The 22,197-nt window shown below is 55.2% G+C and carries 16 protein-coding genes; 10 read left to right on the forward strand and 6 right to left on the reverse strand.

Annotated elements, in window-relative coordinates:
- Positions 1-289 precede the first annotated feature (289 nt).
- From SHM7688_RS04690 to SHM7688_RS04735, 10 genes are all read left to right on the forward strand, one after another.
- Positions 290-1,249: a glycosyltransferase family 2 protein gene (locus tag SHM7688_RS04690; RefSeq protein ID WP_058238812.1), complete on the forward strand. Its 960-nt coding sequence runs from the start codon at positions 290-292 to the stop codon at positions 1,247-1,249.
- Positions 1,224-1,892 carry an acylneuraminate cytidylyltransferase family protein gene (locus SHM7688_RS04695; protein ID WP_058238813.1) on the forward strand — a complete coding sequence of 223 codons (669 nt, stop codon included), beginning with the start codon at positions 1,224-1,226 and terminating at the stop codon, positions 1,890-1,892. The genes SHM7688_RS04690 and SHM7688_RS04695 overlap by 26 nt, the downstream gene beginning before the upstream one ends.
- The gene (locus tag SHM7688_RS04700) at positions 1,889-2,815 is read left to right on the forward strand and encodes a phosphoglycerate dehydrogenase (RefSeq protein ID WP_058238814.1); all 927 of its coding nucleotides are present in this window, start codon (positions 1,889-1,891) and stop codon (positions 2,813-2,815) included. The genes SHM7688_RS04695 and SHM7688_RS04700 overlap by 4 nt, the downstream gene beginning before the upstream one ends.
- A gap of 36 nt (positions 2,816-2,851) precedes the next feature.
- The gene (locus SHM7688_RS04705; RefSeq protein WP_058238815.1) at positions 2,852-5,287 is read left to right on the forward strand and encodes a 6-hydroxymethylpterin diphosphokinase MptE-like protein; all 2,436 of its coding nucleotides are present in this window, start codon (positions 2,852-2,854) and stop codon (positions 5,285-5,287) included.
- A 36-nt stretch (positions 5,288-5,323) separates the two neighbouring features.
- On the forward strand, positions 5,324-6,448 hold the full coding sequence (gmd, locus tag SHM7688_RS04710; protein ID WP_058238816.1) for a GDP-mannose 4,6-dehydratase: 1,125 nt from the start codon (positions 5,324-5,326) through the stop codon (positions 6,446-6,448).
- Between the two features lie 74 nt (positions 6,449-6,522).
- Entirely contained in the window at positions 6,523-6,738 is a 216-nt protein-coding gene (locus SHM7688_RS04715) for a hypothetical protein (RefSeq protein WP_058238817.1), read from the forward strand.
- Positions 6,739-6,868: 130 nt separating this feature from the next.
- Positions 6,869-7,621: a sulfotransferase family protein gene (locus SHM7688_RS04720; RefSeq protein WP_058238818.1), complete on the forward strand. Its 753-nt coding sequence runs from the start codon at positions 6,869-6,871 to the stop codon at positions 7,619-7,621.
- Positions 7,622-7,660: 39 nt separating this feature from the next.
- The gene (locus SHM7688_RS04725; RefSeq protein ID WP_058238819.1) at positions 7,661-8,395 is read left to right on the forward strand and encodes a sulfotransferase domain-containing protein; all 735 of its coding nucleotides are present in this window, start codon (positions 7,661-7,663) and stop codon (positions 8,393-8,395) included.
- Positions 8,396-8,429: 34 nt separating this feature from the next.
- The gene (gene fcl, locus SHM7688_RS04730; RefSeq protein WP_058238820.1) at positions 8,430-9,404 is read left to right on the forward strand and encodes a GDP-L-fucose synthase; all 975 of its coding nucleotides are present in this window, start codon (positions 8,430-8,432) and stop codon (positions 9,402-9,404) included.
- Positions 9,405-9,427: 23 nt separating this feature from the next.
- Positions 9,428-10,876, forward strand: coding sequence for a mannose-1-phosphate guanylyltransferase/mannose-6-phosphate isomerase (locus tag SHM7688_RS04735; protein ID WP_144432486.1), 1,449 nt, complete (start codon positions 9,428-9,430; stop codon positions 10,874-10,876).
- A 32-nt stretch (positions 10,877-10,908) separates the two neighbouring features.
- On the opposite strand, the gene SHM7688_RS04740 is transcribed toward SHM7688_RS04735, so the two are convergent.
- The 6 genes from SHM7688_RS04740 to SHM7688_RS04765 all read right to left on the reverse strand — a co-directional run bounded on the left by SHM7688_RS04740 (position 10,909) and on the right by SHM7688_RS04765 (position 21,640).
- Entirely contained in the window at positions 10,909-12,294 is a 1,386-nt protein-coding gene (locus SHM7688_RS04740; RefSeq protein WP_058238821.1) for a DUF2793 domain-containing protein, read from the reverse strand.
- Between the two features lie 120 nt (positions 12,295-12,414).
- A complete protein-coding gene (locus SHM7688_RS04745) occupies positions 12,415-12,969 on the reverse strand; it encodes a hypothetical protein (RefSeq protein WP_058238822.1) in 555 nt (184 codons plus the stop codon).
- A gap of 173 nt (positions 12,970-13,142) precedes the next feature.
- Positions 13,143-15,764, reverse strand: a complete 2,622-nt coding sequence (locus tag SHM7688_RS19550) for a calcium-binding protein (RefSeq protein WP_058238823.1) — start codon at positions 15,762-15,764, stop codon at positions 13,143-13,145.
- Between the two features lie 298 nt (positions 15,765-16,062).
- Entirely contained in the window at positions 16,063-18,741 is a 2,679-nt protein-coding gene (locus SHM7688_RS04755; protein WP_058238824.1) for a calcium-binding protein, read from the reverse strand.
- A gap of 208 nt (positions 18,742-18,949) precedes the next feature.
- Positions 18,950-21,214 carry a M10 family metallopeptidase gene (locus tag SHM7688_RS04760; RefSeq protein ID WP_083498921.1) on the reverse strand — a complete coding sequence of 755 codons (2,265 nt, stop codon included), beginning with the start codon at positions 21,212-21,214 and terminating at the stop codon, positions 18,950-18,952.
- Positions 21,215-21,277: 63 nt separating this feature from the next.
- Entirely contained in the window at positions 21,278-21,640 is a 363-nt protein-coding gene (locus tag SHM7688_RS04765) for a hypothetical protein (RefSeq protein ID WP_058238826.1), read from the reverse strand.
- Positions 21,641-22,197 lie beyond the last annotated feature (557 nt).

Here is a 22,197-nt window from a genome sequence, read left to right on the forward strand (position 1 = left end):
TCCTAGGGCGCCTGTGCTGCTTGCCTTGTTTTTTGGGCGCACACCTCCTCATTCGCTTAACCATTTTCATGAAGAAATGGCGATTTTTTTTGTCAAGCAGAGTATTTTTTTGGCAGGGGGTCGCGCTCGGGTAGACAGCACCAAACGAACGGTACTAAAGTCCGCACGAATCCGTTAACCAGATTAAAACAAAATTCACAAAATTCTCGACTTCACTTCGGTCGTCGCCTTATTTCTTTGGGCGAATATTTATTTCGAATGTGATGTTTTGATACCGAAGAGGCTTGATATGATTGCAAGCATTGTCATTAGGACGCTGAACGAAGCCCGTCATCTGGATGATCTTCTGGTGATGATTGCGCGTCAGAAAACCGACTTTGATGTGGAAACTGTTCTGATCGACTCCGGGTCGACGGACGGTACGCTTAAGATCGCCGAAAATCATGGATGCCGCATCACGCACATCACAAAGGCAGAGTTCTCCTTTGGGCGCTCGCTCAACTGGGGCTGTGATCATGCCACCGGCGACATGCTGATCCTGATTTCGGGTCATTGCGTTCCAACGGATGAGCATTGGCTTCAGAACCTGTGTCAACCTCTGATCGACGGTACGGTGTCCTATACATACGGGCGTCAAATTGGCGATGACGACAGCTACTATTCAGAGCGTAGGATCTTCGCAAAATACTTCCCGGACACCTCTCAGGTGCCGCAGGAGGGGTTTTTCTGTAACAACGCCAACTCTGCGGTTTTGCGGAGCGCATGGGAAAACTACCGTTTTGACGAAGAGCTGACCGGCCTCGAAGACATGGAACTGGCCAAGCGCATGACAGCGGATGGTCACAAGGTGGGCTATGTCGCTGAGGCCCCTGTTTTCCACCATCATAGCGAAACCTGGCAATCTGTCCGACGTCGTTTTGAGCGCGAAGCCATCGCGCTGCGGGACATCATGCCAGAAGTGCACCTGTCCCGTCTGGACGTGCTGCGCTGTGTGGTCTCAAGCACTTTCGGAGATTGGCGTTCTGCCGCCCGAAACGGAATTACATCGACATCTCGGATAGATATGCTGCGGTATCGTTGGAACCAATATGTCGGTTCCTACAAGGGCAACCACGAGCACAGGCTCCTGTCCCAAGATTTGAAACAGCAATATTTTTACCCTCAGGTTATTGAAAAGGCAGATAAAGATGAGTGGCTCCAACCGTTGTATCGCACTCCTCCCCATGAAAGCAAACAGCCAGAGGGTTAAGGGCAAGAACTTCCGCGTTCTGCATGACAAACCGCTGTTTCGCTGGGTATTGGACAGTCTGCTGGCCTTGGATGAGATTGACCAGGTGGTCATCAATACCGATGCACGTGAGATCCTGGCGGAGAACGGCTTGGTGGAAAGTGATCGTGTGAAGATCCGCGACCGCAAGCCAGAGCTGTGCGGGGATACCGTGTCTATGAACCGTATTCTGGCCGATGATATCGCGGCCGAGCCGGCAGCCACCTACCTGATGACTCACACGACCAATCCGATGCTGACGCCAGAAACCATCCGGGGGGCGATCACGGCATATGACAAAGGTCTCGCCGCTGGCACTGCAGATTCCTTGTTCACAGTGAACAAAATTCAAACCCGTTTTTACCGTGCAGATGGCACGCCGGTGAACCACGATCCCGACAACCTGATCCAGACGCAGGATCTGGAACCTTGGTTTGAGGAGAATTCCAACCTGTTCATCTTCTCCGCTGAGAGCTTTGCCGCAACCGATGCTCGCATCGGCAAAAAGCCGATCCTCTTTGAAATGGGCAAAATGGAAGCCGTTGATATTGATACCCCCGAAGACTGGTTGCTGGCCGAAGCCTGTGCTCGCATCCGCATGACTGAGAAAGTTGCCGCCGAATGAAAGACGTCCTCGTAACCTGCCCTCCAATGCTGGGTCAGATTGATCTGTTTTACGACTATGCCGCCGAGCGTGGGCTGAAGCTGCACCCGGCGCAGGTCACACAGATCTTGAGCGAAGACGAGCTCTGCGAACAGTTGCCGAATTATGATGGCTGGATCATCGGCGATGATCCGGCGACCCGCCGCGTGTTTGAAACAGCCCAAAAAGGCCGTCTGAGCGCGGCTGTGAAATGGGGCATTGGCGTGGACAATGTTGATTTTGAGGCTTGTAAGGATCTGGGTATTCCGATCATCAACACGCCGATGATGTTTGGTTCCGAAGTTGCGGATGTGGCGGTTGGCTTTGTGATCGGTCTGGCGCGGGAACTTTTCCTGATTGACCGGGGCGTGCGCGCGGGCAACTGGCCCAAACCTGCTGGGATCAGCTTGATCAACCGTCGTGTTGGCGTGATTGGTCTGGGTGATATTGGGCGCAATGTTGCCACCCGTCTGCAGGCCCTCGGCATGACTGTTGTGGCCTATGACCCTGGTGTCGAAGGGGATGCTGGCATTCCCGGGCTTGAGCGCGCGGCGTGGCCGGAAGCGGTTGAGGATCTGGACTTTCTGGTCTTCACCTGTGCCCTGAACAAACACAATTTCCACATGCTGGACGCTGATGTTCTGTCCAAATGCAAAGCAGGGGTACGTGTGGTCAATGTGGCGCGTGGGCCTTTGATTGACGAAGCGGCGCTGGTGTCAGCGTTGCAATCTGGCCATGTGCATTCCGCAGCCTTGGATGTTTTTGAAGTTGAACCCCTGCCGATGGACAGCCCGATCCGTGGCATGGAACGCTGCATTCTGGGCACGCACAATGGCTCCAACACCGTGGATGCGGTGATCCGCGCCACGCACACTGCTATCGACCGGCTCGCCGGATTCTATTGATCTGTCTCCATTCCGCCTTTTCCTCCAGAGGTTCCCATGAATTTGTACGAAGCAACCACGAAAGAACTCGAAGAGATCTATGACGACCGGCTGTCCAAGCTGCCGTCTCGTGCTCCGATTTACACCGCGACCGAGCGGGTGCCGATGATTGATCGTATCCGCGGTGCGGAGCACGTGGATCAGATTTACAAAAAAGACTTGGATGCGATCTATCGCCCCAAGCTGCGTGAGCTGAAAGAAAAGTACAAAGATCACAAACGTTGCTTCCTGATCGGCAACGGGCCCAGCCTGAATGAAACCGATCTCAGCATGCTTAAGGACGAAGTCACCTTTGCCGTGAATGGCTTCTTCCTGAAGGCAAAGGATCTCGACTGGAAGCCGACCTTCTATCTGGTGGAAGACCATCTGGTGGCAGAGGATCGCGCGCCTTGGATCAATGAATTCAAAGGCTCGACCAAATTGTTCCCAGCCTATTTGGGTTACGCTTTCCCTGCGGCGGAAGACACGATTTTCTACAATCACCGCCCGCGCAAAAGCTATCCTGACGGCTATGACTTCTCAATGGAAGCGGACAAGATCACCTACACCGGTTGTACCGTGACCTTCTCCATGATGCAGATCGCGGCCTATCTGGGTTTTGAAGAGATTTACCTGATCGGCGTGGATGCCAGCTATGACATTCCCGCTGACGCACAGGAAGGTCAGGACTACGCCGTGGGTGTTCTGGATATGAAGTCCGATGACACCAACCATTTTGACCCGGATTATTTCGGCAAGGGCTTCCGCTGGCACGATCCGCAAGTGGAGAAAATGGTTGAAGCGTACTCTGAGGCCCGTCGTACCTTGGAAGGCACCGGCCAGACGATCTATAACGCCACCGTCGGGGGCATGCTGGAGGTGTTTGAGCGCCGCAGCTTCCACTCGATTTTCCCAGAGGCCAAGTCTCCTGAGGTTGTGGCAGCAGAAAATGAAGCCAAGCAGCTGGCCAAAACGCCGCGCATGCTGGTGATTGATATGACCGCCATGGGCAATGGCACTGCAACCGGTGAAATCAAATCCACCCTGTTTGCGGGCTGGCCAAGCGAACAGATCCTGCAAGTTGCCAAACATGGCAAAGATCAGATGGCTCTGGTGACCATGGGAGAGGATGATACCTATCCGGCAAAGGTCTCCACCGCAGAAGAAGTGACCGCTGCGATTGATGCCTTCGATCCTGAGGTCATCATGTACCGTCAGGTGCCTAATACGTCAGAGCTGCACGCCTTCGCCATGCAGACCATCGAGCGCCTGAATGTGCCGCTTGTGACCTGGCTTATGGATGACTGGCCTGCAGAGATGGAGCGCAACGACCCAGAGCAATGGGCTGTGCATGGGCCTGACCTGATCAAGCTTCTGGAGCAATCCGCCGTGCGCCTCTCGATCTGCGATGCGATGTCTAAAGCCTTTGAAGAGCGTTATGGCCACCCGTTCAAAGCCTACGCCAACGGCGTCAACCCTGTGGACTGGGCTGAGCTGCGCCATCAGGAAGGCAAACAGCTGCGTGTGCGCTATGCCGGTGGTCTGGCGCCCAACATGACGCTGGACAGCGTGTTGCGTGTGGCCGAAGCCGTGGAAAACCTTGCAAAAAAAGGCAAACCGGTTTCCTTTGAGATCAACACGCAGAAATGGTGGCACCGCGATCACGGTGATAAGTTTGACAAGTTCAAATTCACGCGTATCGAAACGACCAATCGCCCCACCGAGGAGTATCGCGAATGGTTGCGTGAGGCGGATGCGGTGGTCATCGCTTATAACTTCAACGAAGAGACCCGCCGCTACGTGCAGTACAGCATGGCCAATAAGACGCCTGAATGTCTGGCTTCTGGTGCTGTCGTTTTTGCACATGGCCCTGCGGATTTCGCGACCATTGCCTATCTTGGATCGACCGATGCCGCTGCTGTTGTGACGAAGCCCGAAGTTTCTGCTCTGGAGGCGGAGTTGGTGAGCTTGCTGGACAACCCTGGGAAGCGCAATCAGCTTGCAGAAAAAGCGCGTCAAATTGCTTTCCGTGATCGCAATGTTGTGAAACTGCGCGATGCGCTGCGCGCCAGTATTGCCCAAGCGGTGGCCGGTGTGCCGCAAGTATCCGAATTTATCAAAAAACCAGTGGCCGCACCCATTTCTGGTATCGACCAAGATCTGTTCGACGCGCCACTGCATACGCCTGACTCTCTCGAGTTCATGCAGTTGCTGGCCAAGAAGGCAGGCGCCAAATCGGATCCTTTGCTTTTGAAAATTGCAGCAGCGAACCTCTTGTTGGCACCGAAAGACACCTTGTCCGTGCTCGGCTCTTCGCAGGTGCGCGCCGCAGTGGATAAAGTCCTGTCAGGCCTGCCGGCCAGCAACCCAGACAAAACCCATTTCCTCCGCGTTGAGAGTTTTGTGGCTGCGCGTTTGGGGGCCAGCAAAACTGGCAAACATGCGGCTGAATGAGAATTTCAAAATCCGAATTGTAGAAGTAGACATTACATGACCAAAAAAGCTCTTATCACCGGCGTGACCGGCCAAGACGGCTCCTATCTGGCTGAGTTCCTGCTGGAAAAAGGCTATGAGGTGCATGGCATCAAGCGCCGTGCCTCCCTGTTCAACACCGGCCGTGTGGATCACATCTATCAGGATCCGCATGTCGATAACGCCAATTTCAAACTGCATTATGGCGATCTGACCGATACCTCAAACCTCACGCGGATCCTGCGCGAAGTGGAGCCGGATGAGGTCTATAACCTTGGGGCGCAGTCCCATGTTGCGGTCAGCTTTGAAGCGCCGGAATATACCGCCGATGTGGATGGCATCGGCACGCTGCGCTTGCTGGAAGCCATTCGCTTTCTCGGACTGGAGAAGAAAACACGCTTCTATCAGGCGTCGACCTCTGAACTCTACGGTCTGGTGCAGGAAATCCCACAGCGGGAGACAACCCCGTTCTACCCGCGTTCGCCTTACGCGGTGGCCAAGCTTTACAGCTACTGGATCACCGTCAACTACCGTGAGGCTTATGGCATGTATGCCTGTAACGGCATCCTGTTCAACCACGAGAGCCCGCGCCGTGGCGAAACCTTCGTGACGCGCAAAATCACCCGTGGTCTGGCCAATATTGCACAGGGTCTGGAGCCTTGCCTCTATATGGGCAACATCGACAGCCTGCGCGACTGGGGCCATGCCAAGGACTACGTGCGCATGCAGTGGATGATGCTGCAACAGGATGCGGCCGAAGACTTTGTGATCGCCACCGGCGTGCAGTATTCTGTGCGTGAGTTCATCGCCTGGTCCGCACAGGAACTGGGCGTGACGCTTGAATTCACGGGCAGCGGCACAGAAGAGATTGCCACTGTGGCTGCGATTGAAGGGGACAATGCACCGGCGCTGAAAGTGGGCGACGTGATCATGCGCATCGACCCCCGCTATTTCCGCCCGGCAGAGGTAGAAACCCTTTTGGGCGACCCGGCCAATGCCAAACAGAAACTGGGCTGGGAGCCAGAGATCACGGTGCAGGAAATGTGCGCCGAGATGGTGCGCGAGGATTTGCAGGTCGCAAAGCGCCACGCGTTGTTGAAAGAGCACGGCATGGAAGTGCCTGTTTCCGTTGAAAATGGTTAACTGCACGCCACCGTATGAGTGGTCGTGACTACTCAACAATTACTTTTAAAGCTCAAAATTGAAAGGACATTCAAATGAGTGATAAACTTGACAAAGCCGGTATCTCCATGGAACTCAGCAAAGACGTAGCGCGTATCTTTTGGCGCTCCAAATTCAAGCTGGCAAATCCGGATGCGAGCGAAGACGAAATGAAAGCAGCATGGGAGCTTGAAAAGGAAGAAAACCGTCAAGCCATGCGTCATGCTCTTCGTGTTATGAAGAAAAAAGGTATCGAACTGCAGCGCGCGTAATCCACTCCTGGGTTAAGTTAGCTGTTTGATATTGCTATTTTAGTTTGATCCCGGGTTGTCCGTGTTTTGAGCGGGCGCCCGACTATTACCGGAAGCTTATCCGGATATTCAATCATGCAGGAATTTTACTATGGCTACGCAATCAAAGCATGAACTATCGGTGATTGGTTTTCCGAAATGCGGCACATCTGCATTGATGCGGATCGTCGAAAAAGATCCTCGAGTGTATGTCGTTCGAACCGGAAATGACTCCTTGGAAATTCCTCCCAAAGACCTCGAAGGATATCGAGAATCGGCCCCGGCCTGTGATGTCCTTGCCCATAAATTTGTTGCACGGGCATTTACGTCGCAGGGCACGCAGGAGCTGCTACAATTGAATTCGGAAATGAGCTTGGTTCTTTGTTACCGCCATCCGGTCAAATCCCTCATTTCCTGGCACAACATGCATACAAAGATTGCTGTCACCGGGCGCAATAAGAACCATTTTGCCTATAAAGAGCGCGATTTTTACGCGACAGCTTCTTTGTCTGAGTATTATGAGCGATATGCTAAAGAGCGCCTATGTTACGATGTGCACATCGGGCGGTTACTTGAAACTGTGCCGTCCTCGCAACTTACAATCATTGCACAGGAAGAATTGGCAGCAGCTCCTGATGAGACGGGCGAGGCACTACTGAATTTTGTACGGACGGGCGAACGTAAAAAAGTGTGTGCAGGTGGAAGTACTGCGCATCGCGGATACGCAGATAAAAAACGTAACTCCATAGAAATACCAGCAGAAATCACTGAAGAACTTGAAGGTATTTATAGCAGAACACAGTCGCTGTTAGGGGCGGCGGATGTGACGTTTGAAATGGAACCCGCTCAAGCTACTGCTGTTTGATCGCAAATTTGACCCCAAGACATAGAAAAGAATTCATCGATGCTTATTCTCAACAACGGCGTACCGAAAAGCGGATCCACCTGGATGCAAAACATCCTTCGCAACTACTTGAGCCCAGCCTATCCATCTGAGAAGTGGGCCAACGATTGGAAGAACCCGTCTGTGGATCCTGACAAACTCGAAGGGTATGTTGCGAGCGGTGAGTGGAAAGAAGGGACCACGCTTCTCAAGACACATATTGAGTATTCTGAAGGCTACAAGTTTTTGGTTGCAGACGACATCAAGGTGGTTGTGACATACCGCAAGTTGACCGACTCAGTTGTCTCGTGGTTTCACCACCAGTTGCGTATGAATAAGACAAGCAGCGAAGATAAGTTGAATTGGTTGGACACAAAAGGCCGCCAGTTCGCTTTGCGCGCTGTGCGTCACCGCTTGTCATGGCAAGATCAGCCGAATGCGTTGATGGTAAACTATGAGAGCATGGTACAGGATGCTGTGCCACTCATTGAAGAGGTGACAAAGTTCATCGGATCTCCTTGTTCTTTGTTTGATGCGATCAATCTGGTTGAAAAAACGCAGGTGCGTATTTCAAGCAAGAAGAGCTTGCAAGAGGGCCAGCACGTTAGAACCGGTGGTTTGAGCGTCGCCAAAGAAGAGCTGCCAGAGGCTTATTTGAAAGAGCTGGAAGCGCTTCAAGAGGTTGTAGAAGCTGGAAGTTTCACCCCAGAAATTGCAAAGGCTTTTCGTGAAGGCAAGCTGGAACAAGCCGTTTGATACGGCTTGCTTTGACCTAGATTTGGCGAAGTAAATGACAAAAAAAATCTACATCGCAGGCCATCGTGGCATGGTCGGAGGCGCCATTCTGCGTCAGTTGCAGGCCCGAAAGGATGCAGGGGAAGATCTCACGCTGATCACCCGCACCCACGCAGAGCTTGATCTCACCGATCAGCGGGCTGTGCGCGGTTTTATGCAGGATGAAAAGCCCGACGTGGTGATCCTCGCGGCGGCCAAGGTGGGCGGTATCCATGCCAACAACACCTACCCGGCAGAGTTCATCTACGAAAACCTGATGATGGAGTGCAATGTCATCCATCAGGCCTATGCCTGCGGTGTGAAAAAGCTTCTGCAACTCGGCAGTTCCTGCATCTATCCCAAGGCTGTGCCGCAGCCGATGAAAGAAGATGCGCTGCTCACTGGCACGCTGGAGCCTACCAATGAGCCTTATGCGGTGGCGAAAATTGCCGGCATCAAGCTCTGTGAAAGCTACAACCGCCAATATGGCGTGGATTACCGCTCTGTGATGCCCACCAACCTCTATGGGCCGGGGGACAATTTCCACCCTGAAAACTCCCATGTCATGCCCGCCCTGATCCGGCGTTTCCATGAGGCAGCGCAATCCGGTCAGGAAGAGGTGGTCATGTGGGGCACGGGCAAACCCATGCGCGAATTCCTGCATGTGGATGATATGGCCGCGGCCAGCCTCTTTGTGCTGGAGCTCGACAAAGCCATCTATGAAGCCAATACCGATCCAATGCTCAGCCACATCAACGTCGGCACTGGCAGCGATATCTCCATCGGGGATCTGGGACATATGATTGCTGAAGTGACCGGATATAAAGGCAAGATCACGCAGGATCTCACCAAGCCGGATGGCACCATGAAGAAATTGATGGATGTCAGCCGACTGGCCGATATGGGCTGGACAGCGAGCGTGGCGTTGGAGGACGGTGTGAAAGAGACCTACCGCTGGTTCCTTGATAACCAGGATTCGTTTCGCGGATAATTTTACCCAAGGACAATTTCAGTATGTCACAGATCATTCATCCCCTGTTGCTTTGCGGTGGTTCCGGCACACGTCTCTGGCCGCTCAGCCGCAAGAGCTACCCCAAACAATTTGCCCAGCTCACCGGCGAAGACAGCCTGTTTCAAGCCTCGGCGGAACGCCTGTCTGGCCCCGGTTTTGCCGCCCCTCTGGTGATCACCGGGTCCGATTTCCGGTTTATCGTAATCGAACAGCTGGCGGCGAAATCCACTGCCGCCTCTGCGACCTTGATTGAGCCTGAGGGCCGCAATACTGCGCCTGCCATCCTCGCGGCCGCTCTGGTGCTGGAGGCTCGCGAGGCGGGCGCTCTGATGCTGGTGGCGCCTTCTGACCACGTGATCCCCGACAGCACCCGGTTCCGCGATGCGGTTCAGGCCGCCGCCGAAACCGCCGCCAGCGGTCAGCTGGTGACCTTTGGTATCAAACCAGACCGTGCCGAAACCGGCTATGGCTGGCTGGAGCTGAGCCAGAGCCCGGAGGCTGATTTTGCCCCGGTGGCACAACCGCTTAAGAGCTTTGTGGAAAAGCCTGACGCCGCCAAGGCCGAAACCCTGCTTGCCGGGGGGCAGCACCTTTGGAATGCCGGGATCTTCCTCTTTGCCACGGATGCGCTGATTGCGGCTTTTGAGGCCCATGCGCCTGAGATGCTGGCGCAGGCCCGCGCAGCAGTGGACGCCGCCGAAGAAGATCTCAGCTTCACCCGCCTGGATCCAGAGGCATGGAGCCAGATGGAGGATATTTCCATCGACTACGCTGTCATGGAGAAAGCCGATAATCTCTCTGTGGTGCCGTACGGCGGCGCATGGTCTGATCTGGGCGGCTGGGATGCGGTCTGGATGGAAAGCGGCCCGGATGACAACGGCGTTGTGCTCAGCGGCCCGGCCACCTCGATTGAATGTGAAAACACCCTTCTGCGGGCCGAAGACAGCAGCCAGCAGCTGGTGGGCATTGGTCTTGAGGATGTGATCGCCGTGGCCATGCCCGATGCCGTTCTGGTCGCCCACAAAGACCGGGCGCAGGACGTGAAGAAGGCGGTTTCTGCGCTGAAGGAAAAAGGTGCGGCGCAGGCGGAAATTTTGCCGCGCGATTTCCGCCCTTGGGGCTGGTTTGAAAGCCTCGTGGTTGGTGACCGCTTTCAGGTGAAACGTATTCACGTGCATTCCGGTGCCGCACTGAGCCTGCAAAGCCACCATCACCGTGCGGAGCATTGGATTGTGGTGGAAGGCACAGCCAAAGTCACCGTGGACGACGAGGTCAAACTGGTCAGTGAAAATCAGTCTGTCTACATCCCATTGGGCGCCGTGCACCGCATGGAGAACCCCGGCAAAGTGCCCATGGTGTTGATTGAGGTGCAGACCGGCAGCTACCTCGGCGAAGATGACATCATCCGCTACGAAGATGTCTATGCCCGCGGGCAGGGTGCCAAAGGCTAAACTGCCTTTGCAAAAGCGCGTAGTAAGGCGGCCTAGTCAGGGTCGCCTTTTTCACTTTTGGCCGTCGGATCATTTGAAAATCTCAGGTCAATCCAACGCGCGGCAGGGATGTTCTTGGCAGCACCAGCCACCCAAGCGCCCTCCCAACGCACCGCACTTGTATGAATGTCCAGACAGCGCAGCGTGGCGTCATACCGGGTTTGTACAAAGACCAGACGATTGCCATTGGCATCTTGCGGCACCTCAATTTGCCAGCCAACCCCCGCCAGGGGGGGGACATTGTGCAGCTGGTAGTGGCCCACATCGGGTTTCCCAAAAGTTGCCTCCAGCGGGTCTGCCGGGGCCTCAATGCCAGTGTCAGACAGGCGCAGAATTGGGCTGGCTTCTTTCAGAAAACCATTGGCATCCACGGTTGTGTTTCTATTCTGCCAGATCCGTGACCAGCTATTCCACCCGTCTGCGGCCCGGGCACGAAAATAGACATCTCCCAAATGGCTGATGGCCATCTGCAACATTCCACCAAAGCTGGAACTGGGAATGCGCGTGAAATGGAGCATCATTCCAGCACTGCTGGGTGCGCCAATTGTGGCGGAACCATAGCGCCAGAACCCTTGGATCTGAAGATCATCCAATGAATCTTCGGGCGGCAGTGCAGCGCTTTGGTCATGCAGACCAAGGCCAAAGGCCCCAACAGTCATCAAACGCTCTGCTGTGGTGTCTGAGGGGGTGTCCTGTACCGCAGATCCTGTGATGCTGCCCGTAACACTCAGGCCGTTTGGCGCCTGCGCCTGTCCATTGGTCGGGTCAAATCGCAGGCCGGTTTGCCAGTTTGTGCCATCGGCGCTCACTTTGATGGCAAACGCATCGTCCCCAGTGGTGCCCATTTCGGCCCGACCGGACCAGCCGGTCTGAAACAGCAGAGAGGCCGTGTCCTCGGTCAGAGCTTTGTTGAGTTTGAGCTGGTGCCCGCCGCCCTCTGGCGCATGGCTGAACAGGCTGGCGGTGGCAGCCAGAGACAGGCGATTGGTTGCATCAAAGCTTGTCTTGATGCCCAGACCTTCCAGATTGTCAGTGTGCGGGGGCAGGGGCTGCCAGCTGTTGCCCGCCCAAAGCAGCAGGGTGTTTGACACACGGCTCAGCGCGCGACAGCCAGCCACCAGAGGTGTGAATTGCCAGGATTCACTGTCCCGTATGGCCAGCGAATGCGGTTGGCCCGCCCAATCGCCGGTCGGTGCTGCGCCGGTTGCCCAGATCTGCCCGTCCTCCGGGGCCACAGGCGGTGTATCAGCGTCAAAACCCTCCAGCACAAGCTGAACCCAAAGATCCAGCAGACGTAGCGCTTCGTTGTGGGTGACGTGTTTTTGAGCCTGGCTTGCTGCGAGATAGGGCAGGGACAGGCGCGCGGAGGTCTCGGACATGGCTTTCTTCCCAAAGATGTGGACTCTGGGCCCAGATCATCGAGTGCCTTGTTTGCCATTCTCAAAACGCTCCGTGCGCCCAAAACCTGATACAGGCAACACATGGGTGCATCGGGCAGATTAGTCTTCAGCCGCATCCGTTTTGGCGGGAGAGAAGAACACGCTGAGATCTTCCAACGCCAATTCAAAATCTTGCGTTGGCAGGTTGATGACAAGCGTATGAAACGCCTTCCCACCAGCGGCGAAAGCGCTGTCAGATAGCCGATTAAGCGCCACTGAAACACGCTTTCCATTGGGTATGACCAGAGGTTCATCAAAAACCGTATCCCCTGTTTCTCCTTCGCGCACGCTGCGAATGAACAGTGGCAGGGTCTTTGCGCCGGAACCGTTCATACTGGCCACAACACCCAACACCGTATCGACGGAAATCTCGGCCTCTTCGAGCACCAAATTGAGGGTTACCCACCGTGGCGTCCCTTTGACGCTGCCGTCGATACGCATGAGCAAACCCGGCCTCGGGCGGCTCAGCGCGAGGGTGATGTCACAATTGTTGCTATCCCAGCTAAAGTACACGCCGGGGATCAAAGGCTCCCCCAATATTGCAGATTCAGGCAAATGAGCTTTGCGTAGCGTTCCAATTTTCTTTGCGATGAGTTTTTCAAGAGGGGTCGACACGCGGATATCCTTGCAAAAAATTCGATGGATTAATGGTCTCAGGTATGCCGTGAAACCCCGGACGTGTCGAGCATCTGATGACCCTGCAGCAGGTATAAAAAGGTTATTGCACAAAGAAAAACCGGCCGTCGCAAAGAACGGCCGGTTGACTGAACGCCCATGCGTTTTTGCTGTTAAATGATGTCAATCAACCAATGCTGGAAGAAGCCCGCATCGCCATCAAGAGTGAGCGTTTGACCGCCGTCAAAGGTCAAAACAAAGTCCCCGCCCACATTGCTGCCAAAGGTAGACAGAACCTCGCTTGCCGTCAGCGGGCCATGGCTTCCCGTCCACAATGCATCATCAAGCTGCAGGCGATCACCTGTACCGACGGTCAGATCAAACAGCGTGTTGGAGCTGCCCGCATCCGTGCCGAAGACAAAGGTGTCCGCGCCCAAACCACCAGTGGCTTGGTCATTGCCGGGTCCAAACTCGATGCGGTCGTTGCCGCCGCCGCCATTCATGGTGTCGTCGCCCCAGCTACCGATCAGCGTGTCAAAGCCAAATCCACCCTCTAGGCTGTCATTGCCGCCGCCACCATTGATGCTGTCATGGCTCGATCCACCATCCATAGTGTCATTACCTGCGCCGCCCAGCATGGTGTCATTACCAGCTTCGCCCAAGATCAGGTCGTTGTTGTTGCCTCCATCCAGGAAATCGCCCCAGCCACCGCCGTTGAGCGTGTCGTTGCCCTGACCGCCCAGCAGAGTGTCAAAGCCGTTCTCACCATACAGGGTGTCGTTGCCTGCATCGCCAGAGAGTGTGTCATGCTGTGACCCACCGCGCATGAAGTCATTGCCGCCACCGCCCAACAGCGAGTCATTGCCATTGCCGCCAAAAATACGGTCGTCATTGTTGCCGCCGCCGGCTGTATCATGGCCGTTTCCGCCAAAGATCAGGTCGTTGCCATCACCGCCCCAGAGTCGGTCGTTGCCGTCGTTTCCGCCAAGGCTGTCATTGCCATTGCCACCAAAAATCGTGTCCTGACCGGCGTTGGCAAACAGACGGTCGAACCCGCCGCCACCTTCAAGCAGATCGTCCCCGAAGCCGGAGATCAGCACATTCGCTGCGTTGCTACCGGTCAGATGGGTGTCATTGCCGCCAATTACGGTGACATTTTCCACATTCACCAGCGTATCGCGCAGGTTGGGATTGCCCACCACGCCACTGTCGCCAGTCTCAAGATTGACCTCCACAACATCCGAAGCGCTCAGGTTGAAATTGGACAGCCGGATCTCGACCAGATCAATCCCGTCACCGCCGTCAAAAAAGTCCGTGCCGCTGCCCATGCGCCAGATGTCATTACCGGCTCTGCCATACATCCTGTCATCGCCCAGACCACCAAGGAACAGATCGTTGCCGTCCCCACCGTCAAGCGTGTCATTGCCAGCAAAGCCGTTCATGGTGTCATTGCCGCCGCGGCCTTCAAAGCGGTTGTCAGACCCGTTGCCCAGCATGCGGTCATTGCCCTCACGAGAGCCACGCACCTCTTCGACATTGCTGATCGAATGATTGAACGCCATGCCATCCCACATGCCGGTTGCCGTGCCGGCAAACAGGTTGAACTCGACGGAGTCGACGCCACGACGATCATAACGCAGCACGTCCCAACCGCCGCCCGCGTTCAGACTGTCAGTGCCCGCCCCGAGGATGAAACGTTCGTTGCGATCGCTGCCCACAATGGTGTCATTGTTATTATCCGTCTCAATCTCAATGCGCGCGTCGGAGTTTGCGTCATGGTTGAGGGTGTCAGTACCGCCAAGACCATCTTGAATAACACCGGTGTTGAGGTTCACGTTAACGCCGGTGTTGCCATCATAAAACGCGAGGCGAACAATATTACCATCGGTGATGTTGAAGGTATCGTCCCCTTCACCCCCAAACAGCCCAATCCAGGTGCGATCGTCCAGATTGATGTTGAACACATCATCCGACGCGGTGCCATCAAACCAAACACCGTCCCCGGTGTCGTAGTTCGCGGCCCGGAACAGATCGATATAGGTGTCGGTGCCAAGCCCACCTTTGTTCACGGAGGCAATCGCCCAGTCTGCATCGATATTGACCGTGATCGGACCGGCCAGATCTTCGTAGTTGAAGTAGTAGAAGTTGCCGGCAGTACTGCCGGTCAGCACGATGTAATCGTCTCCTGCAGAAGCTACCACGGTGTCTTCACCGTCATTGCGACCCGTGTAGATCAGATCATTTCCGGCCGTGCCACTCAGCTCATCTGAACTATCAGTGCCCAGAATTTGGTTATCTGCGAGTGTGGTGGTGTTGGGCAGGCTTGCAAAAGGAATATTGGCACCCGGAGCAAAGGGCCCGCTGGTGATGGCACCCACGTTGGTGATTGAATTTTCGAAAGCCTCGAAATCCGCAATGCTTGCAATTGAGGGCAATGGCGTGCCCCCAAGACGCACAACGATGGAAACATCTTCATCGTCGCCAAAGAATTCCAGAACCATGACCTGCGTGGTGTTGCCCGCGCCCCAGGACACTTCACCGATAAACGCTTCCAGCGTGGTGTCCGTTGTGAGCTCTTCAAAACTGATGCCGCTGATCGCAGTCAGGAGGTCATTGGAGTTGATATCCACCTCTGGCAAGTCGCCGGGGTTTGGGTTGAGCACTGTGTAGGAGAAGCTTGTCTGGCTGTCAGGAACCGCCACGGTCAGATCAAGTGCGTTGAAGCCAGTGATCGGGTCACCCTGTGTGGTAGCGTCTCTGACAATAACATAGCTCGAGATACGATGGATGGTCATGAATGCCCCCTAGTAAAGTTCTAATAAAATCTTAACCAACCTATAAGGCATATTACCGTTACGGCAATCCATTCTCAGCGCAACAATGGGTATAATCCAGTCAGTACACTGAAACAAAAAGCTATTTTCTTTGGGGGAAACACCACTTTTGACAGGCATCAGTGGTAGCATAGACCGCGCTGAGTGCAGTAAATCCACGAGTCAACACGCCGCAAATGGGCCTGCGAAGCCTATGATTTGGCAGGGCGCAAAAGGATCGGCGCGGCTCATGCGCCGCCGCGCCAGAAACGTCAACAGGTCAAACGATGTCAATCAACCCATACTGGTCAAAACTGGTATAGCCTTCCAGCGTGAGCACATTGCCGCTGCCGAAATCCAGAACAAATTCGCGCCCGATGCCAAGACCATGGCCACTGCCAAAAATGGTGATCACCTGCTCTGCGGTCAGCGTGCCATAGGTGTCACGCCAAAGCGCATCATCCAGTTCCAGCCGATCACCCTCTGAGATGGTGAAGTCTTGGATCCGGTTTGAGGCACCGCCGCCGCGCCCAAAGACAAAAACATCAGCCCCTGAGCCACCAAAGGCCACGTCATTGCCGGCTCCCATAACCAGACGATCATTGCCGCCGCCGCCGGAAATGAAGTCATCTCCATTTCCGCCAAACAGCGTGTCGTTTCCGCTTTCTCCAAATAGGGAATCCGCGCCGATGCCGCCGTAAAGCGCGTCGTTTTGTCGGCCGCCGTAGAGGGTGTCATTGCCTGCGCCGCCAGACAGGGTATCGTTGCCCCTGTCTCCGTTCATGTCGTCGTTACCCATGCCTCCGTTGAGCCTGTCCCCCCAACCGCCGCCATTGAGGTAGTCGTCACCAGATCCCCCATTCAGGGTGTCGTGCCCATTGTCACCCAACATGTAGTCATTGCCCTCTTCCCCTTCGAGAAGATCGTTGCCGTTGCCGCCGCGGATTAAGTCAAATGCTTCGCCGCCACGCAGAACGTCATGGCCATCCCCGCCATAAAGGGAGTCCGTTTCGCTGCCACCGTTCATGGTGTCATCTCCGATCCCACCATAGAGCCGGTCGCTGCCCTGTCCCCCACCAAGCGTATCGTTGCCTACGCCGCCAAACAGCCGGTCTTGACCCGCCCCGCCCCAGAGAACGTCATCGCCAGCCATGCCGCCAAGCGTGTCATTGCCGGCCTCACCCATGAGTGTGTCATTGCCGTTGTTGGTCCAGATTCGATCAAACCCGCCGCCGCCACGCACGGAGTCATTTCCGAAGCCAGTGGATACGGCGTTGCCCGTATAATCCCCAAAAACAAAAACGTCGTTTGATCCCTGAAGACGGATGTTTTCCACGGAGGTCAGTGCTGCCCCATTCAGGGAGGCGCCCAGTTGAATGCCGCCATTGAGCCCAATCACGGCTCGCACCACATCGTTTGCGCCCATGCCGAAGTTGTCCATCGCGACAATCACAAGGTCAGTTCCGGCACCGCCGTCAAACATGTCCAGCCCTTGACCCATCTGCCAGGTGTCGTTGCCTTCTCCGCCAAACATGCTGTCATCGCCGTTTGATCCGAAAAACAGATCATTGCCATCCCCACCGATCAGCGTGTCATCACCGCCAGCCCCAAAGAGCGTGTCATTGCCGGCAAAACCTTCAAGACGGTTGTTGTTCGCATCGCCAGCCAGCCTGCTGCCATGTGTGAGGCTGCCAGCAACATCTTCGATTCCGCCGAGGCTGAGGGAAAACGACTGACCTAAATACTGCCCGGTCGCAATGCCTGTGGTCAGATTGACGAAAAGATCTGATACGTCTGCGGAGTTCGCCAGCAGGCTGTCGCGCCCGCCCCATCCGCGCAAAGTATCGTCACCGCCGCTCACCACGAAACCCTCGTCACGTGTGCTGCCCGTGATGTTGTCTGCATAGCGTGATCCCAAAATGTTCAGAGTTACGCTATGATCGGCAGAGAAGTTGACCTGGTCTGTCCCTCCAACCCCGTCCTGTATCACGCCCGTGTTCAAACGGGCGGTGATCCCAAAAAACGTCTGCCCATATTCCAGCGTAATGGTGCCGCTGCCGGAAAGGTTGAAGACATCATCGCCCCTCCGCCCGCCCAAAGACAGCCATGAGGCTGCGTTGAGGTTGATGTTGAACACATCATCAAACCAGGTGCCATCAACCATGGCCCGATTGCCATGACCTGTGTCCATCGCCCGAAAAAAATCGATCAGATTCTGCGATATGGTCGGGCTCAAATCCACGGTCGAGTGCTGTTCCGCCTGATCAAAGTTGACGGTGATACCTGTTGCCAGCCGGCTGTACTCAAGCCAGGAAAACGTCCCATCTTCGGTATTCACATAGGAAATCACGTCGTTGCCAAAGCTGCCAAGAACATGTGTCCCATCCGCAAGGATCATATCATCCCGGCCGGTCCCTTCCAACGTGGTGACGCCGGGTTGGTTGGTGATATGGGTCGTATCATGCCTGTCTAAATACGGCAGATCATCATAAGGGATCAGCGTCAAAGGCGCAAAAGGGCCGCTGTTAATGGCATCTCGACTGGTGATGGAGCTTTCAAAAGCGATCCATTCGGCCACAGAAGTGATCTCCGGCAGAGGGGCACCGCCCAAGTATATGTAAGTGCTTGTGAGAGTCGCGCCCTGTCTGGCCTCGTAGACTAAGACTTGCGATGTGCCGCCCGACCAGGTGATTTCGCCCAGCCGTGGCTGGACATAGGATGCGCCGTTTTCTCTGATGTTGTCGGAAGACTGACTGCCAAACGCAATAAACTCTGTAACGCTTTCTGGAGAAATGAAAGGCAGCTCTCCGGGGGACGGATTGGTCGGCAAATAGACAATATAATCGCGCCCCTCTGACAATCCAAATGTCACTTCGGTCGTCTCAACCGACCGCACGGGGTTCCTGGTGGAAATAAGATTCTCGGTCACCGTAAAACCGGCGAAAACATATACCGTCATACTCAAACTCAAAGTTTTGAAAAAATATGAGCAATACCTAAGCGCGTCTTGATCGGTTGGGCAAATTTTATTTGGTATTTTTGCTCGTTTTCAGCCCAGAGGAGAGTCTGTGACTGCCCCAAGGTCAGGTTTTCCGGAGCGTACCATGCAAATATAAAGAGCGACCTCAGATGAAGCCGCTCCTTAGGCAATAAACTCTGTTGCGCCTTTAGAAGAGGTCGAGAGCGCTTTCCAGCCCGGCGGTTGTGCCAAGACCGCTCAAGGTGATCGACTGTCCGCCATCAAAGGTCAGCACAAGATCACCGCCAACAGTGCTGCCAAAGGTGGAGAGGACCTCTGCCGCCGAGAGCGTGCCATGCCCACTCAGCCAAAGGGCGTCGTCCAGACTCAGGCGGTCCCCCTCGCTGACGGTAAAGTTGTTGATCGTATTGTCGCTGCCCACATTTGCACCAAAGACAAAAGTATCCGCGCCCAATCCACCGTCGCCTACATCATTGCCCGCTCCAAAGAAGAGACGGTCATTACCGCTGCCTCCATAAAGCGTGTCGTTGCCCGCGCCACCAAACAGCGTGTCATTGCCGCCATCGCCGTGCAGCACATCGTTGTCCGCGCCGCCATTCAGCATGTCATGGTAGGAGCCACCAGAAAGGCTATCGTTGCCCGCGTCACCACGCAAAGTGTCGCTGCCTGCATCCCCCAGCAGCGTATCGGCCCCTGCGCCCCCTTCCAGCACATCAGCCCAGCCACCTGCCTGCAGGGAATCTGCACCATTGCCGCCTATCAGGGTATCCTGACCGTCATCACCCAGAAGCGTGTCATTGCCGTCGTCGCCAAACAGCGCATCATTGCCTGTACCACCGCGCAGGAAATCACTGTCGCCATTGCCGCGCAGCGTGTCATGTCCGGTGCCGCCAAACAGCCTGTCTTCACCGGCGCCACCGCCAAGGGTGTCATTGTCGGCCCCCCCATAAAGCCGGTCACCGCCATTGCCGCCCCAAAGGCGGTCATCGCCGTTCATGCCGCCCAGAGTGTCATTGCCTTCGCCACCCAGAACCGTGTCATTGCCATCTCCGGCCCAGACTTTGTCCCAACCGCCGCCACCGTCGATACTGTCGTTGCCGCCACCTGCGTTCACCACATTCCCGGCCCAGTTGCCCGTGATGGTGTCATTGCCGTTGCCGGTGGTCAGGCGCTCAATCACTGTGCCCCGCGCGATGCCGAGATTGCCGGTTAGCCCATTGATATCGGAGAAGGTGCCAGGGGTCAGGTCAATGCGGGAATCCGTGTTGTAGGGACGCAGATTCAACAGATCGTTGCCGCCACTGTCCACAATCGTCAGAGCAACAGGGCCACCGTTATAGATGGAGGTATCACCAGAGCCGTCGAGCGCCGCAAAAGCATCATCAAGGTAGTTGCCCAGATTTGCGCCCGATCCCCAGACGGTATTGCCATCCGTGCTGGTTGACGCGCCGTAGAGGTTTTGAGCCGCAACAATATCCGCCATCATCGCCGTCAGCAGGCGGGCGTAACTGGCATCCACCGTCGTGTTTTCGGATTGGCTGAAATAGGACATGATCGACATTTGCCAGCTGTCATTGCTGAAGGTCTCATCCACACCATAGGTGGCAGAGCCGTTATAGCCGCCCTGGTGGCCAAGTCCGATGGCATGGCCGATTTCATGCACATATGTCTGGAAAGAATAGCTGCCCAATGTCGTGCCATATGAAGACAGCCATCCGGTACCAACGTTGACACTTGAGGAGGTGATAAAGCCGCCGCCGACTGTGGACTGTGCATAGGCCCCGCTATCTTCGTCATCAAAAGTGATGTCGGCTGCGCCGCTGGTTTCTTGGAAATCAAGGTTGGCCACCATCTCCCAGGCTTCAAAAGCCCAGCGGGCCAACTGCTGACCTGCCGCAGTCAGCCCGGTGATATTGACAGAGATGATGTTGTCAGAGCTGGTGTTCCAATGACGCTCGCTGCCCCAGAAGCCTTCGGTGAGGAAGTCGGCCAGTTCATCCACCGTGCCGGGTACGGCGGTTTCGACAGAAATCTCATAAGTCCCCTGCCCGCCATCACGATAAGACCCTGCAGCGATGTAATATGTGCCGGTATAACTCGCTGAGAAGCCAAGCAGAGACTCATATCCCTGCCCGCCATCATCGTTTTCGCCAATCAGGTTGCCTGAGGAATCATAGAGACGCAGATAGGGGTCACTCAATGTGCCGCTGCTTGTGGCTGCGCCTGAGAGGCCTATTTCGTACCACGTGTCAGCCGTCAATTCGATGGCCACCCAATCCCGATCGCCAGCCCGATCAAGCGTGCCGTTGAAGGTGTCGCCTACAGAAATTGTATAGTTGGTACCAACGCCGGCTGCGGCGTCGTTGCCTTCCGTGATCAGAGCCTGCACAGGTCCCTCGCCTGGGTGCCGGTTTGGATCAAATGTCGCTGTTGCTGCACACATAATACACATGATGCATTCATCTCCTTCAAATCACGTCCCGCATACACGGGGGACCTAAATATTCAAACGTGTTCAATTTGTGTCATTTGCCACGAATTTGGCATTTGCCTTGATCAGTTCATCCGTAAATTGACGATACATTCCTGGTCGGATCGTACTGTCCATCACGGTGAGCTCAACTTCTGGTCCGGAAGAGGGCGGCTGCTGTTGTGTGCGCCACTCCAAAGTGCCAATCAGCCGATAATCTGTGGCGTCTCGCATGACCAATGTCACATGCAGGTCTTCAGGCCGGGTCGTATCATCATTTGCGGTTTCTTGGACCACGTGCTCCGGTGCCGCCTGCGTCAAAGACGCGATAAGCGCGGGGCACAAATGGTCTCCGTGGCCGGGCACATCTGGACAAGATACAACAATCACCGGTTTTGTTTGTGACATGGCTTCCGCCCTCACAGAGAGGTTCATAATTGGAGCCCCCAATAGGCTCAAGGCGAACGCTATATGGCGTATAGACCTGTTCACACCATTGCCTTTCAACGTCTCCTGCAAGGGGTGGGGCGTGTCTCCAACTCAATTGGCCGCCGCTTCACAGCTTCGCTAATAAAATGTTAATGAAGATTTGGTGGCATTATGCAAGTCTGGAAACCCGGCGACAGGCCCCTGATGAGCGAGTTTCTGCGGATTAAATCTGCGCGCTATGAGTGTGTGCCCGTTGTCCGATCAGCGTCATCCGGCAACGGGGCCCGTACGGGCTGTTTTTACTTTTGAGGACATGAAAATGCCACTGCCGCGATACCCCCGGGATACCGACGTGCAAAAAACGTGGTTAATCAGAGGTTGACTGGCGCGCAACACTTCGTCAGCATGGACACAACTCAAACATGAGAAGGAGTGCAAAATGTTTCGTGGGATCTGGTTTTCATAACCACATCTGACTGCTGTGGCAGCCGGATGCGGCCTGTCATTTCATTTTGCACCTATGACCTTTTTCAGGA

This window comes from Shimia marina (assembly GCF_001458175.1).
GTDB lineage: Bacteria > Pseudomonadota > Alphaproteobacteria > Rhodobacterales > Rhodobacteraceae > Shimia > Shimia marina.